The 15,422-nt window shown below is 31.7% G+C and carries 18 protein-coding genes; 12 read left to right on the top strand and 6 right to left on the bottom strand.

Annotated elements, in window-relative coordinates; genetic code table 11:
- Positions 1-1,827, top strand: a 1,827-nt coding sequence (locus A2255_03860; protein OGI17146.1) for a hypothetical protein, incomplete at its 5' end; no start/stop codon positions are given.
- An 8-nt stretch (positions 1,828-1,835) separates the two neighbouring features.
- Positions 1,836-2,378, top strand: coding sequence for a hypothetical protein (locus tag A2255_03865; protein ID OGI17147.1), 543 nt, complete (start codon positions 1,836-1,838; stop codon positions 2,376-2,378).
- A gap of 17 nt (positions 2,379-2,395) precedes the next feature.
- Here A2255_03865 and A2255_03870 read toward each other — a convergent pair whose 3' ends face one another.
- Positions 2,396-3,208, bottom strand: a complete 813-nt coding sequence (locus A2255_03870; protein ID OGI17148.1) for a hypothetical protein — start codon at positions 3,206-3,208, stop codon at positions 2,396-2,398.
- Between the two features lie 280 nt (positions 3,209-3,488).
- Between A2255_03870 and A2255_03875 the strand changes: the two genes are divergently transcribed.
- Entirely contained in the window at positions 3,489-4,718 is a 1,230-nt protein-coding gene (locus A2255_03875) for a hypothetical protein (GenBank protein OGI17149.1), read from the top strand.
- Here A2255_03875 and A2255_03880 read toward each other — a convergent pair.
- Both A2255_03880 and A2255_03885 read right to left on the bottom strand, forming a co-directional pair.
- Positions 4,707-5,528, bottom strand: a complete 822-nt coding sequence (locus tag A2255_03880) for a hypothetical protein (protein ID OGI17150.1) — start codon at positions 5,526-5,528, stop codon at positions 4,707-4,709. The two genes, A2255_03875 and A2255_03880, sit on opposite strands and share 12 nt — an antisense overlap.
- Before the next feature lie 191 nt (positions 5,529-5,719).
- Positions 5,720-6,553, bottom strand: a complete 834-nt coding sequence (locus A2255_03885) for a hypothetical protein (GenBank protein ID OGI17151.1) — start codon at positions 6,551-6,553, stop codon at positions 5,720-5,722.
- Between the two features lie 221 nt (positions 6,554-6,774).
- Here A2255_03885 and A2255_03890 point away from each other — a divergent pair, with 221 nt between their 5' ends.
- The 4 genes from A2255_03890 (at position 6,775) to A2255_03905 (ending at position 9,454) form a co-directional block, all read left to right on the top strand.
- Positions 6,775-8,049: an O-acetylhomoserine aminocarboxypropyltransferase gene (locus A2255_03890; GenBank protein OGI17152.1), complete on the top strand. Its 1,275-nt coding sequence runs from the start codon at positions 6,775-6,777 to the stop codon at positions 8,047-8,049.
- Between the two features lie 137 nt (positions 8,050-8,186).
- Positions 8,187-8,645: a hypothetical protein gene (locus A2255_03895; protein OGI17153.1), complete on the top strand. Its 459-nt coding sequence runs from the start codon at positions 8,187-8,189 to the stop codon at positions 8,643-8,645.
- An 18-nt stretch (positions 8,646-8,663) separates the two neighbouring features.
- Complete coding sequence (locus A2255_03900; GenBank protein ID OGI17154.1) at positions 8,664-8,903, top strand: hypothetical protein; 240 nt, start codon at positions 8,664-8,666, stop codon at positions 8,901-8,903.
- Positions 8,904-9,097: 194 nt separating this feature from the next.
- A complete protein-coding gene (locus A2255_03905; protein ID OGI17155.1) occupies positions 9,098-9,454 on the top strand; it encodes a hypothetical protein in 357 nt (118 codons plus the stop codon).
- Between the two features lie 59 nt (positions 9,455-9,513).
- Here A2255_03905 and A2255_03910 read toward each other — a convergent pair whose 3' ends face one another.
- Together A2255_03910 and A2255_03915 are read right to left on the bottom strand one after the other, a co-directional pair.
- Positions 9,514-9,804, bottom strand: coding sequence for a zinc-binding protein (locus tag A2255_03910; GenBank protein ID OGI17156.1), 291 nt, complete (start codon positions 9,802-9,804; stop codon positions 9,514-9,516).
- A 663-nt stretch (positions 9,805-10,467) separates the two neighbouring features.
- Positions 10,468-10,851, bottom strand: coding sequence for a hypothetical protein (locus A2255_03915; protein OGI17157.1), 384 nt, complete (start codon positions 10,849-10,851; stop codon positions 10,468-10,470).
- Positions 10,852-10,975: 124 nt separating this feature from the next.
- On the opposite strand from A2255_03915, the gene A2255_03920 reads away from it, so the two are divergent.
- From A2255_03920 to A2255_03940, 5 genes are read left to right on the top strand one after another with little or no spacing between them, the layout of a single operon-like run.
- The gene (locus A2255_03920; GenBank protein OGI17158.1) at positions 10,976-11,335 is read left to right on the top strand and encodes a dinitrogenase iron-molybdenum cofactor biosynthesis protein; all 360 of its coding nucleotides are present in this window, start codon (positions 10,976-10,978) and stop codon (positions 11,333-11,335) included.
- 26 nt (positions 11,336-11,361) lie between these two features.
- The gene (locus A2255_03925) at positions 11,362-11,586 is read left to right on the top strand and encodes a hypothetical protein (protein ID OGI17159.1); all 225 of its coding nucleotides are present in this window, start codon (positions 11,362-11,364) and stop codon (positions 11,584-11,586) included.
- 6 nt (positions 11,587-11,592) lie between these two features.
- The gene (locus A2255_03930) at positions 11,593-12,441 is read left to right on the top strand and encodes a (4Fe-4S)-binding protein (protein OGI17160.1); all 849 of its coding nucleotides are present in this window, start codon (positions 11,593-11,595) and stop codon (positions 12,439-12,441) included.
- On the top strand, positions 12,438-13,310 hold the full coding sequence (locus A2255_03935; GenBank protein ID OGI17161.1) for a (4Fe-4S)-binding protein: 873 nt from the start codon (positions 12,438-12,440) through the stop codon (positions 13,308-13,310). The genes A2255_03930 and A2255_03935 overlap by 4 nt, the downstream gene beginning before the upstream one ends.
- On the top strand, positions 13,307-13,660 hold the full coding sequence (locus tag A2255_03940) for an ATPase (GenBank protein OGI17162.1): 354 nt from the start codon (positions 13,307-13,309) through the stop codon (positions 13,658-13,660). Before A2255_03935 ends, A2255_03940 begins: the two co-directional genes overlap by 4 nt.
- Here A2255_03940 and A2255_03945 read toward each other — a convergent pair.
- Positions 13,657-15,417 carry a hypothetical protein gene (locus A2255_03945; GenBank protein OGI17163.1) on the bottom strand — a complete coding sequence of 587 codons (1,761 nt, stop codon included), beginning with the start codon at positions 15,415-15,417 and terminating at the stop codon, positions 13,657-13,659. The genes A2255_03940 and A2255_03945 overlap by 4 nt on opposite strands.
- Positions 15,418-15,422 lie beyond the last annotated feature (5 nt).

The raw sequence follows: 15,422 nt of genomic DNA on the forward strand, positions 1-15,422 counted from the left end.
ATATTTTTTATATTTTCAAGCTTAATTGGCTTATTTCTTACCTTTATCGCTCCAACTAATTCCTGGGATAGTATGGCTTATCACCTTGCTCGAATTGGATTTTGGATTCAGAATCAAACCCTTGCTCATTTTGAGACAAGCTCAATCAGACAAATTATCCTTCCTATAAATTCAGAAATCTTAATACTCTGGTCGATGGTGTTTTTAAAAAGAGATTATTTGTCTATATTTCCACAATATTTGGCTTATCTTGGCTGTATATTTACCATTTTTACTTATTTAAGGTACCTAAAAGTATCAACTAGAAGAATATTATGGACAATATTTATACTTGCATCATTTCCCGCTGTTATTTTAGAATCTACAAGTGCTCAAACTAATTTATTGGTTGCTTTTTTCTTGCTTGTTTCTCTATATTTGTTTATTTACGGTGTTAAAGAGAATAGCAAAAAAGCTCTTATATTTTCAGCTATAGCTTTTAGTATTGATTTAGGGATCAAGACATCTGTAGTCTTCTTCGTACCTATATTTGGCATAATCTATCTTCTAATATCTGCTAGAGAGAAAAAAAAGCTATTTTATAAACCAATTACAGTATTTATAGCTGCTTCTATTCCTGCATTCTTGATTCTTAGCTCATATAATTACATCCTTAATTATATTGATTTTGGAAATTTCTTAGGCACAAAGTTTTATGTCTACAGGCATAGTATATCTCTATGTTTCAAAGCGTTTACAGCTAATCTAATAAGATATTTATTAATATTTGTTGATTTTACAGGAATAGATGCCGCAAACAAACTTACTCCCTATTATATAGATATAAAAAATAGTTTGTTTCATATGTTTAGCTTAAAGAACTCTGATGGATTACTTTTTCTGGACATATCCAAGCCCAATACAATGATTCATGAGAGCTTAGCAAAGTTTGGTATTCTGGGTTTTATCCTACTTATACCTTTTATGCTTAAGTATAGTTTTATAAAAATGACTCATAAAAAAGATAAAATGTTTTATATCAGCTTAACAGGGCTGATTACTATAGGCTTTTTACTGACAATTTCTACATTAATGGGATTTTGTATTTGGAATAACAGATATTTATTATCAGCAGTTGTATTAAGCTCTATACTTCTGGCTTTAAGCTATAATCGAAAAATAACTCTCCAAAAGAGCATTATTACTTTAGTTATTATTTTTAATTATTCTGTAATACCTGTTTCAAACGTATCAAAACCCTTCTTGCAAGTTTGTCAGACCTTATTTGAGTATAATTTCACTGATTTTAGAAATGTTATCAGACTGAGAGATGAAGCCCATTTCCAGGATAAAATGTACTTTTATCCTATAATTAAATATCTTGAAGAAACTATTCCTGATAATTCAAAAATAGGCTTAATATTTTCCGATGATGACTGGTATTATCCACTGTTTGAAGAAAATCCAACCTGGAAAATTTATCCTTTAAGATACGAATTATTAGTAAAAAAAGAGAATTACAATGATTATGACTTCCTAATATTTAGTGGAACAAAACAAAATATTGAGATGATAAATGATAAAGGAATAATCTTTAATTACACTGTTAAAGATAATAAGCTTATTCCTATTAAAAATAAAAAACCTTTAATTATATATTATGATAAAAAGACAAAGCCCATTATTTCTATTTCAGAAAATCCTGTTTATTTGATTAATATTATTGATCTTGCAGATATTCCAATTAATTTTAAATTAATTAAAAGAGTAGATGTAATCACAGAAAACTCTATCTTAAATAAAGAAGAAAAAAAGTGTACTTATTTTATTTATAGAAAACTCTATTAAGGTATATTATGAATATCCTGACTAAAGACTTTTATAATAGAAAAACTCTATGCGTAGCTAAAGAATTGCTCGGATCTAAGCTATCAAGAAGAGTAGGGAAACAAGTTCTAAGTGGAATTATAGTTGAAACAGAAGCTTATACTCAAGATGATCCTGCCTGTCATACCTTCAAAGGTAAAACTCCTAGAGCTATAACTTTATTTTATCAACCGGGAATTGCCTACGTTTATTTTATATACGGCATGTATCATTGTTTTAACGTAGTAACTGAGCCTGAAGATACTGCGGGTGCTGTCTTAATAAGGGCTTTAGAACCCATAACCCCTGTTCAAAATACAAATGGGCCAGGAAAACTATGTAGAGAATTAAACATAACTAAAGAACTTAATGCAGTTGACCTTACAAGCCCGAATTCAGATATCTGGATAGAAGCAGGAACTAAAATTCCAGAAAACAAAATAATTACGACAACAAGAATTGGAATAAAGTTAGCAGCTGACTATCCCTGGAGATTTTATATAAAAGATAATCCTTTTGTGTCCAAGAAATAATCCTCTTCATAAAGGTTTTAAGATGTTGCTTGTTCAATTTTTTGGGGAACAATATTTTCCACTTTTATCAGTTTTTGGTTCTTTTCATATTCCCATAATTTAATTATGGCAATGCTTTCATACATTCCCCATAAAAGAGCTACAATAAATCCATGTAAACCATCTTTATATCCACTTTTAAGGAAATATCTCTTTATAAATTCGCCAAATGGTCTCAAAATCAGGTATTTTAGTGAAAATTTAAATCCTCTTTTTGCCATTTTCTCAAGTTCTAATGTTGTATATGTGTTTGTACGAGATATAAATGAAGCAACAGAGTCATAATTATAATGAATAATAGCTAATTCCTCACGCTTTGGATCAATTTTATACTCTACTCCTCTTATTTCATCAGGAGTGCAGTGAACATGTTTGCTGAATGACACATTGCCTCTACGGAAAAATCTCAATATACAGTTTGGATATAATGAGCGCATAAATTTTCCAAAAACATAATTTTTTCTTGGAATCAAGAAAACATCAGGACAATCAGGTTTTTGGGTTTCTTCTCTTAAATAGTCCAGCAGTTCTTTAGTTATTACTTCATCTGCATCAACCACTAATACCCAATCCTGAGTGGCATGGCTTAGAGCATAATTCCTTGCAGGATCAGCAAAGCCAACATTTTCGTGATAAATAATTTTGCAGCCATATTTTTGAGCAATTTCTATCGTTCTATCATTACTATACATATCACATATAATAACTTCTTCAACAGAACTGACAGATTGCAAGCATTCTTCAAGATATTTATCTGCATTATAAGTATGTATTACTACTGATATGCCCATTCACCCACACTCCTGACACTTATAAAATTCTTATTATCTGTAAAAATTAGAATATATCAAGATTTTACAATTTAAGTTTTTATTTTACTAGATTCTGTATTTTATCTCAAATTCATCAAATATATTTTTCTTATAAATATTTACTTTTTATTTATAAAATACTAAAAATGTATGATATTTTTTAAAAGCTGTCATTTAATAATTAAAATAGATCATAGTAACTTATTTATAAAAAAGCAGAAATAAAGTTTAATTCTTTAATTAAAGTGGGGAGTCTAAAATGTCTGACTATTTTTGCATATTTGCAGGTGGGGGAGTAAGAGGAACAGCTTATCTTGGTGTTCTTAAAGCCCTTGAAGAATTAAATATTGATATAACAGGATATGCCGGATCCTCTGTTGGTGCTATTTTTGCTGCTCTTTATGCAGTAGGATATAATTACGAAGAGATAAATAACATTATTTTTAATACTCCTTTCGAGATTTTTAGGGATTTATATATTCCTATGGGGAAAGATTTTGGCTTATGTAAGGGGGAAAAACTATATTTCACACTTAAAAACCTTATAGAAACCAAGTTTTATGGAGAAAGATTTAACCCTAAAGGTAATGAACCTGTTACTTTTAAAGATATTAAGAGAGATTTAGTTATAATTACAACAAATATAAGCTGTACAACTTTCAAAGAGTTTAGTAAAAGCACAACTCCGGATGTTGAAATTGCTTATGCAATAAGAGCATCAATAAGTATACCCGGCTTCTTTAAACCTGTATGGGAAGATGGCAACTGTCTTGTTGACGGTGATATTATAAATAACTTCCCTATATGGACATTCTCAAAAAATCTAATATCAAGTACCAGTTCAAGAATTCTGGAATTTAGGCTTGAAGGAGATAGACAGGAAAGGAAAATAAGTAACCTGTTTGATTATTTTGGCGCAATTCTTGATACTTCATATAATATTTCAACTGACATACTTATCAGTACTCATGGTCAGAATGATCAGATTGATATTATCAGTATTGATGCTGGTAAAACACAGGTAATTGATTTTAATATATCTAATGAAGATAAAAAATGGCTGGCACAAAGCGGTTTTATTTGTACCAAAAAATATTTCGAGATAAATCTTACTAAAAAGAAAAAATTTATGTTGAATATCTATCAACAGTTAGAGAAATATCTGGATAAGCTCAAACAAGAAGTTGCAAAAGATAAAATTAAAGACTCTCAAGTAACACTTGGCAATCTTTCTACATTCCTTTCTGAAAATGAGAGATTTATACATAAGAAAATATATGACAGAATCCTAAAAATCAGAAAGATTTATCTGGATAGCATGTCAACTATAAAGATTATAAATTTACAATTCCTTAGAAATAAGGATACTCTGGTTCCAAAACTTGAAAGAGGTCTGAAACACGTAAAAACACACATTCAGGAATTGGAAACAGACTTATATAATCTAACTGAATATAATAATGCTGAAGAAGAAACTCTAAAAGTCTAGACTTTCATAGGCATTTAGGTTTCTGTCATTAAGGACAGGGAACTCTTCTCTGAGTTTTCTAACCATATCAAGGTCTATTTCTGCCATCATAACTGCTTCTTCACTCCCTGTTGATGCAATTGTATCACCCCAGGGATTAATTATCATTGAATGACCAAGATTCACCCTTGCTCCATTCGTTTTTCCTACTTGATTAACAGAAATAAAATATACCTGATTCTCTATTGCCCTTGCTTTATTTAATGTTATCCAGTGTTCTAGCCTTGGATAAGGCCAAGCAGCAGGACAAACTATTATTTCTGCACCTGAATAAGTTAAGGCTCTATATAACTCAGGAAATCTTAAATCATAACAAACGCTAAGTCCTATTTTGCCAATATCTGTATCAACCACAACACTTGAATTACCAGGAGTAATAAAATCTCCTTCCTGACTGCCATAGTATGAAAACATATGAATTTTATGATATTTACCGACTATATTTCCTGATCTATCGAATATTGCTGAGGTATTTCTGAATTTCCCGTCAGAACCTTCTTCTATATAACTTCCTGCGAGAATATTCGTTTTATATTTAGCTGACAAAAAAGACATCAATTCTGTCGTTGGCCCGCCTGAAACAGGTTCAGCCAGTTTTTGAAGGAGTTTTCCCTGACCAATACCACAATTAAAAACTTCCGGCAATATAACCAGATCTGGCTTAAACCAGCTGTTTTGTTCTATAAAATTCTCAACTTTATTAAGATTAGCTTCTTTATCTCCAATTTCAGGAGTAATCTGAATTCCTAAAACTCTAACTTTTTTTGTCATATTTTATTCTCAGTAAACTATAATTTTATATTTTATCAAATATTTCCTTACATTTGTGCCAATTATTTATAAGATCATTAAAATTATCAAGATTACTTATACCAGAATGAGTTAATTTTCGATAAAATATAGAAATGAAGCCCTGCATTCTGCTTACACCAAAGGTTAATACATATTTTATTCCTTAGAAATTATTCCGTAAGATAAACTCCTGCGCAGCCTGTACCTTCACTACCTTCACACGTATCCTCAACAAGAGGTCCTGATGGTATAAGTCTGTCTTCGTTGACAAAGAAAAAATACATATCTTTACCCCAGGTATTTGGACCTTTCATTCCGTTAACATCAACAAAAATCCTTCCACATTCTGGGAGTGTAGGTGCGCTATTTGAACAATTATAAGATACATCCCAATTAAAATACAAATTCATTCCGTTACTCAATACAGCACCAGCCTCACTCCCGTCAAACCACCAAGCTAGGTTTACAAATATTAATCCGTCATCTAATCTGTATCCTCCTCCTGAATACCAGCATTCTCCTTGTGTAGCTGCAGGATCGCAAATCTTAAGATAATTCATATAGCTTAGATATTCATCTCTTAATGAAGTAGGGCTTGTAAAAACACCACTTAAGGTATTTTTATTCTTTTGCTTTATAAGCATAGTAACTTGCGTTAAATCTTTATAAGCTTTTTTCAGGCTTGTCTTATATTGCTGTTCTCGGATACCTATATATACTCCAGGTATAACTAATGCAGATACAACTCCAACTATTCCTAATGCTACAAGTACTTCTGCTAATGAAAAACCTGTTAATACAGTTCCAGTAGTTATTAAACCAGTAACAAGAGTTTGTGGAATTTTATACTCTGATTTATCTGTAATATTTGCTGAAGATGTTAAAATCTTCTCTATCGGAGTATATATATTCTCTATTTCAGGGCTATTAAGTGTTATATATGGGTAAAATCTTACATATGCAAAGCTAACTATGAGAATTAATATTATTGATAACTTTTTCATTATACACCTTACGCAATTTATACAGCTTCATTATAAAGCTATTTTTCTGTCTAAACAATATATAAATAAATTGCTGTCATTATTACGTTGAGAAAATCTGAAGCCATTATTTATTGAGTAAGTTCTATGGTTTTTTGGTAAAATTCCTGCATTTAGTGCTGTTTTAATCATAAATCTTGTTATAAACTAAATTTCTATAAAATATATATGGAGAAATAATTATGAAATTTGATACAATAGCCGTTCATGGGGGGCAGGGAGTTGATACAGATACTCATTCACGAGCTGTTCCTATATATCAGACAACTTCTTATGTTTTTGAGGATTCACAATATGCAGCAGACTTATTTAGCCTGAAAAAGGCAGGTAATATCTATACAAGACTAATGAACCCTACCACTGACGTTCTTGAAAAGCGTATTGCGCTCTTAGAAGGTGGGATCGGAGCTCTTGCAGTGTCATCCGGACAAGCTGCAACAACTCTTGCTTGTCTTAATATTGCAAAAGTAGGAGATGAAATAGTTGCCTCCTCATCTTTATATGGAGGAACTTATACTCTATTTGCAAATACTTTTGCTAAAATGGGTATAAAGGTTAAATTCGTTGATTCTGACAATCCAGAAGACTTTGAAAAAGCTATTACAGATAAAACCAGACTTATTTTTGCAGAAAGCATTGGAAACCCCGGGTTACGGGTTTTAGATTTTGAAAAGTTAGCTGATGTTGCACATAAACATAATATCCCGTTAATTATTGATAATACTGTTGCCACACCATATCTCTTTAGACCGTTTGATTATGGTGCAGATATTACTGTTTATTCAGCTACAAAATTTCTTGGAGGGCATGGGACATCTATTTGTGGTTTAATAGTTGATTCAGGCTGTTTTCCTTGGGATAAAGCAGATAAATTCCCTGAATTAACTGAGCCTGATCCAAGCTATCACGGTATTACCTATACAAAAAAATTTGGACAGGCTGCTTATATAGTTAAAGCTAGAACACAATTATTAAGAGATTTAGGGCCTGCTGTGAGCCCGTTTAACTCCTTCTTAATCTTACAGGGTATAGAAACATTACCTTTAAGAATAGAACGTCATTGTAGCAATGCTGTTAAAGTTGCTAAATTTTTAAGTGAGCATAAAAATGTAAATTGGGTTAATTATCCTGGTCTTGAAAGTCATCCAAGCTATCAGATGGCTAAGAAATATCTTCCTAAAGGTCAGGGAGCTATAATTGGTTTTGGAATCAAAGGTGGAATGGAATCAGGAATTAAGTTTATCGACAATGTTAAATTATTATCCCATCTTGCAAATATTGGTGATGCAAAGTCACTTGTAATACATCCCGCCAGTACAACTCATCAGCAATTGACAGAAGAAGAGCGTATTTCAACTGGTGTGACAGAAGACTTTATAAGACTATCAATAGGCATTGAAGATCCTGATGATATTATTGCAGATATTGATCAAGCTCTTACAATGGCAAAAGAGTAGTAAATCTTATTAGTAAATTCAAGCTATTAAATTTCTATCTGAATCGTAGAAATAAGCAAATAATTCAGAAATCTACTATTTTTTTATTAAAAATATGAAATTTTATGATAATATAAATAAAGAAAGGTTTCTGGATTATGATTATTAACAATGATCTATGTATCATAGATAAAATTTGGAATGTTAATAAAATTCGGGATATAAGCAAGTCTTCTTACCAGGATGATTTTTCAAAGACAAAAATTTCTCAGAATGAAATAGTTGATAAAGCAACTATTTCTAAAGAAGGCATGGAGCTATATAAACAGGATCAGGCTAATCAAATCAAGGATACAGAAAAAAATAAAGATTCAAACAATAATGATAAAGAACTTTCTAAGGAAGATAAAAAGAAAGTTGAAGACCTAAAAATAAGAGACAAAGAAGTTCGAAGCCATGAACAAGTTCATATGTCAGCAGCAGCTGGCCTTGTAGTTAAGCCAGCTCAATATGAATATGAGCAGGGGCCTGATGGACAGCGATATGCAGTAAGTGGCGAGGTCTCTTTGAATATTTCTAAAGGAAAAACCCCGGAAGAAACCATAGAAAAAGCCTAGAAAATTAAGAGTGCTGCTATGGCACCGGCTAAACCATCAACACAAGATATGAAAGTTGCTCAGCAAGCAGACCGAATGATTAGGGAAGCACAAGCTGAAAGGAATTCTAACCAAAGCCAAGATATTGATGAAGAAAACATTACAAAACAGGCTTATTCGGAAACTGATAAAACTATAAAACTACAGCCTGAAAATGAAGAGGACTTTTCAAATCAAATTGGTAAATCTAAAAAATCAGTTTTAAAAAGCTTGATATAACTGAATTAAAGTTCTCAAAAACTATAAGATAGAGTGGCAGGGATGGGTTTCTGAGAATTTTGGCTGAAATTAATTAGCAATTCAAGTTAATAGAGTTTAAACATCGAAAATAGAAAATTTAGTTAAAAGAATTGCCCAAAGAGAGCTTTAAATAACCAACTAAAGCCCAAAATATGGTATGGGAGGAAATAAATATGATAAAACTTGTAGAAAAAGAAAAAAATTATATCTACATTGAAGCTAAAGATATGATAACTAAAGAAGATGTAGGAAATATTATTCCAGAATTTGAAGATTTGATTAAAAAATTTGGAAAAGTGAGAACTTTAATAGTCATGGATAAGGTTAAAGGGTATAGTCTTGAAGGATTTTTAGTTGATTTTAATTTTTATTTAAAACATAAAAATAATTTTGACTATACAGCTTTCGTTGGAGATAAAAAGCTTGAAAAGCACATTTTAAAGCTCTCAGAAAATATTATGCCTGGAAAAGTTAGATATTTTGATGTTTCTGAGTTAGATAAAGCTAAAGAATGGATAAAACAACAATAAAAATTTACATCTAAAAAGAGAGTTATCAATTGATAACTCTCTTTTAGCTTAACCTTAACTTAGTAAGAGTTTGAATAGCAAGCTTTACAAAGTACAGGTCTGTCATTAGATGGTTTGAAAGGTACTTGAGCGTCTGCACCACAATTTGAACATACTACATCGTACATTCTTTTTTGTTGGTATCCGCCGCCGCCTCTGCTACCGCCACCTTTTCTTGCGTTGCGACAAGGTTTACATCTTTTTGGCTGATTTGTTAGCCCTTTTGAAGCGTAAAATTCTTGTTCGCTAATTGTGAATTCAAAATCACAACCACAGTCTGCACATTGTAAAATGATGTCTTCGTATGCCATTATACTGGCCTCCTTTTGTTAGTCGATAGTTTTGAATGAGACCGAAATAATGGCTTACTTCAAAAACCTATCTATCTGTGTGTAACTCCCTCTTAGGGGATTTTTCAAGTCTCTTTAATATGTTTATAACATGCCAAAGATTCTAGTTATTAGACTAATTATAAACCAAAAAGTTCCTATAATGTCAAGTAGTTTTGTAGGGATTTTATTATTATGAAAAATTTTAACTAGAAAAAATTTAAATTTCACAAAGCCTGAAATTCTTTCAAAGAAAGGATCTTTGTGTCTTAAAAAAAGAAATAATGATAAAAATTAATTCAAACAAATTTATTAAAAATGTGCAAAAAAAATTATAAAATAAAAATCTTATCAAAAGAAAAAAAGTTGTAAATTAAATTTAAGGACGCAATAAAAAATACTTACGCATTTTTTATTGCTCGATTATTTGCTGGTTATAAGAAGTGCCAAAGACACATATATAAGGTTGAAATAGTTAAAGACTTTAATAGTGTGACTCAGTCACTTACAAAAATACCTATTGGAATGAGCTTACAATTTCGAAAACTCGTCGTTTTCGAAATTGTAAGCTCCCGCTTCGCATTTTTTCATCAAAATCCATAAGCATTTTTTTCGCTGTCCTTAAAATTATAAAAATCAGATAGATTAAGATTTTCTGCTTAAAAAGACTTCGCAATTTTGGCAGGACTTTTCACAAGCTTTTTGAGCTAATTCCCAGCATCTTTTTTCTCTTTCTTTTAAAGCAGCACAATTAATCCTAATTTCTGACGGACAATCTTTCAATTTCCAGCAAGGAACAAGCTCCAGAAGTCTCTTTAATCCTGGTATACTTAAGTTTTCGTCATGGATAAGTTTTCTTAAACACTCAATCCAATTTAAATCGTTCTGAGAAAAAAATCTTTTTCCTCCCTGTCTTGATGGAGAAATAAGTCCTTCAGCCTCATAAATCCTGAGAGTTCGTGGATGAACATCTAGAATTCTTGCTGCTACTCCCATAGGATAAACTGGTGAATTCTCATTAACCTGCATATTATTTCCTTACTTGCTCATATTAATAATAACACACAAATTTAAATTTATACTAGACTTGACAATTATAATTGTCAAGTTGTATGATTAAAGTAAATCTATCTGTGTTTTTTAGGAGTCTAATATGAAAATAGCAATTACCGCAAATGGTAAAGATTTAAATAGTAATGTAGATTTAAGATTTGGCAGAGCATTTGGCTTTATTATATACGATATGGATAACAGCACATTTGTTTTCATTGATAATGAACAAAATCTGGAATCTGCACAAGGTGCAGGAATACAGGCAGCACAGAACATTGTTAATCAAAATGTAGAAGCATTAATAACAGGACATTGTGGTCCTAAAGCATTTAAAATCCTATCAGTTGCAGGAATAAAAGTTTATACAGGTGCTGAAGGCTCTGTTAAAGAAGCCATTGAAAAATTTAAAAATAATGAATTACAAGAATCCCTCTCCCCTGATGTTGAGGGACATTGGTAAATTTATAAATCAAGAAAGGAGCAATTATGCCAAGAAGAGACGGTACAGGACCTTTAGGGTCAGGACCGATGACAGGTAGAGGATTAGGTAATTGTATTTCTTTTGGATTCCCTATTTTAGCTGGAGCTGTTGCAGGCTTTTGCTTTGGCAAAAGAAGAGGATGGAGAAATATGTTTAAATCTACCGGATTAACCGGCTGGCAAAGGGCTCATTTAGAGCAAGAAAAAGACACACCCGAACAGGATAAATAGATATTTATGAGAATAGCAGTAGCAAGTGGTAAAGGTGGTACAGGAAAGAGTACTGTATCAATAAATCTAGCCTGGATTCTCTCGAAACAGTATAAAAATGTATATTTACTTGATTGTGATGTAGAAGAACCTAATTGCCATATATTCTTGAAACCTGAATTACAGGAAGTGAAAAAAGTATTTTTGCCTGTCCCAGAAATAAATTCTGATTTATGTATAGGTTGTGGTAAATGTAGCAATCTTTGTGAATTTAATGCTTTAGCCTGTATAAAAGATAAAATAATTGTGTTTCCTGAACTCTGTCATGGCTGTGGGGGATGTATGCTTGTTTGTCCTGTTAAAGCAATTCACGAAACCGGTAGAGAAGTTGGGGTTATTGAAGAAGGTAAGATTGATAACCTAAACTTTATTCATGGCAAATTAAGAATTGGTGAGGCAATGTCACCTCCTTTAATTAAAGAAGTAAAGAGGTGTTTAAATAATTCTCAAATACAGATTTTAGATTGCCCCCCAGGGACTTCCTGTCCGGTTATAAGTGCGATTAGTGACACTGATTTTGTGATTCTTGTAACTGAGCCAACGCCTTTTGGATTGTATGATCTTAAATTGGCTGTAGATATGGTAAAGAAGATGGGTTTACCATTTGGAATTGTCATCAATAAATCTGGTAGTAACGATTATTTAATTGAAGAATATGCAAATATTGAACAGATTGAAATAATGGCAAAGATTCCTGATGATAGACTAATAGCAGAAGCCTATTCAAGAGGAGAAATTATTATAGAAACGCTTCCAGAATATAAAGAACTATTTTTTCCTCTTTTAACTCTTTTTAAAAAAGAGGTATCACGATGAAAGAACTTGTAATAATAAGCGGTAAAGGTGGAACAGGAAAAACAAGCATTGTTGGAGCATTTGCTGCTCTAGCTGAAAATAAAGTTTTAGTAGATTGTGATGTTGATGCTGCTGATTTACACTTAATACTGAATCCGGAAATAGAAACTAAAACTGATTTTTATTCAGGTAAAGAAGCTATATTAGATAGTGACAGATGCATTCAATGTGGTAAATGTATCGAATTATGCAGATTTAATGCCATATCAAAAGATTATGAGATTAATAGAATTAATTGTGAAGGTTGTGGGGTCTGTACTTATTTTTGTCCTAATGGTGCTATTGAGCTAAACAAGAAATTATCAGGTGAATGGTATATTTCAAATACAAGATTTGGCAAAATGGTACACGCTAAATTAGGTATAGCCGAAGAAAATTCAGGTAAACTTGTAACTACAATTAGAAATCAAGCAAGACTCATAGCTAATCAAAATAAAAATGAACTTATTATTGTTGATGGATCTCCAGGTATAGGATGTCCTGTAATAGCCTCAATATCAGGAGCAAATCTAGTATTAATAGTAACAGAACCAACTTTATCAGGACTTCATGATTTAGAAAGAGTTTATCAATTAACCAGACATTTTAAGGTAAAAGCTAGTGTTTGTGTTAATAAATATGACTTAAATCCTGACTTATCAGGCAAGATAAAAGAGTTTTGTCAGGAAAAAAACCTGAATTTACTTGGAGAAATTCCATACAGTAAAGAGTTTACGAAAGCACAGATTGAGAGATTAACCATAATTGAACATTCTAAAGGATTAATCTCGAATAAAATAAATGACATGTGGGAAAGAATAAAGTTATTGTTAGAAGGAGAGAATTCATGAAAATTGCTATTCCAACAGCCAACGGAAAATTATGTCTTCACTTTGGACATTGTGAAGTATTTACATTTATTGATGTTGAAGAAACAACAAAAACTATTGTAAATAAAGAAGAAATAGTACCACCTGAACATATACCGGGAATAATTCCGCCATGGGTAAAAGAGCAAGGAGCCAGCCTTGTTATAGCAGGAGGAATGGGTGGAAGAGCGCAAGAAATATTCGCTCAATTTGGAATTAAAGTTATTTCTGGTGCACCGGCGGAAGATCCTGAAAAGGTTGTGCTTGATTATCTTAACGGAACTCTTGAAACAGGAATAAATGCCTGTGATCATAGCGGTTGCTCCCATTAATTAGAATTTTTAGCCTCATCGTAAGTTTTATATGGGCCTGTAATAATATAATCACTTGGTATTTTGTCGGTAGAACGACAGGAATTATTAGAACATAATGTTGTGATAATTCCTGTTAGATTTAGAATATATCTTTCCTCTTCAACAAGTTGTACATTAATTGCTGTCAATTTTCCATCTGGATAAGCATATGAGTATTTTATTTTCGGATAAGTTGGACTTTTATCAGATGTAATAACAGCTATTAGTTGTCCTTTAGGATTATATCTATATTCGACATCACCATCATTAACAAAGATATATTTATCATTATCTATATTTAACTTATAATACTTCACTAAATTATTCTGTTTTTTATAATAATTAATTTTTTTCCTACCAGAAAATTCATTTACATTAATTTTAGAAATTGCTGTTTTCACGGCTTCCTGACCTAACTTATTAATCAAGTTCTTTTTATTGACATCAAGAGTATTTAGATACTCCATATTCCAATATGGTTTAAAATCTTCAATTATAGTCTTTTTTATATTCTCTGGTATTTCAATTTCATTACTTTCAGCGCTACCTTCAGCTTGAATTACCATTTTTAATGGCTTATCTAAATCAAAATATTTAGGATTATATTCATATACTCCAGCGTACGTTTTATCAACTAATTTATTATACGACCTGGTCATATATCCATATGTATTGTTAATTTCCATATTTTCAACGGGTATTCTGGCACTTAGATAAGGAATATATGTTTTAGTATTATCTCGGTTCATGAGAGTCATTTTGAGAAAATCCTTCTCATACCTGCGAATATTTGAATATGATGTATAAGTTGGTGAATATGGAACTCCAGAATATGCTGAACCAACAGCTGACATCAAAACAGCAGTAAGCATTAAAGTATTTAATGCTTTACTTCCATTGGTTAATTGTGGTTTAGGTTTAACTATTACAGTAACAACAGGCTTACTATAATTATAGAATTTGGCAAGATTTTTTGAGTGCAGTTCATCGTCCTTTATTTCAAATCCATGGTGTTCTGCACGCTTTTGTCGATTTTTAAGAAGTTCTTGCTCCTGCTCTAAAAACTCTTTATATCCCTGTGGAGGTGTTCTAAATTCTACAGTAAAATATTTTGAATCAACCATGTAATCTTTACTATCTCTTCGAGGAAAACCTCCTATTCCTTGTTCTAGTAGTCTGTCAATGGGATATGGAGTATTTGGAATATCAGGCAGAAGGTTTTCTGATGGCATAGGTATTAAACCCAGCTTTTGTCTAGCCCTTTCAAAGATTGGCATTACTTTATTAATTGAAACACTTCCACCAATAGCTTGTCCAGCTGCTGATTCGATAAAAGTATTAACTCCAACAACATCACCATCATAATTAAATAACGGCCCACCTGAATTTCCTTGATTTATACTGGCATCATGATAGATTAAATTACCTTCATACTTTCCAACAACTCCTGATGTCAGGGTTTTTTCAAGCGTTTCCCATTCTATAGGGCTTCCAACAGCTAAAATTTGTTCTCCTATTAATACTAATGGTTCATTGATAGTGGGAATAAAAGGTTTCAGAACGGTGTAATCCTTAATATTTTTAAGATTAACTAAAATTATCGCTATATCTGCGTTGTTGTCATTCTCTATAACTTTTCCTTCAATGACCTGATTTGCACCAAATCTAATTTGGATATCATCTCCGGATTGGCTTATCACATGGCTATTTGTAACAATAAGTCCTGACTTATCCATTAAAA

It is taken from the genome of Candidatus Melainabacteria bacterium RIFOXYA2_FULL_32_9 (assembly GCA_001784615.1).
Lineage (GTDB): Bacteria > Cyanobacteriota > Vampirovibrionia > Gastranaerophilales > UBA9579 > UBA9579.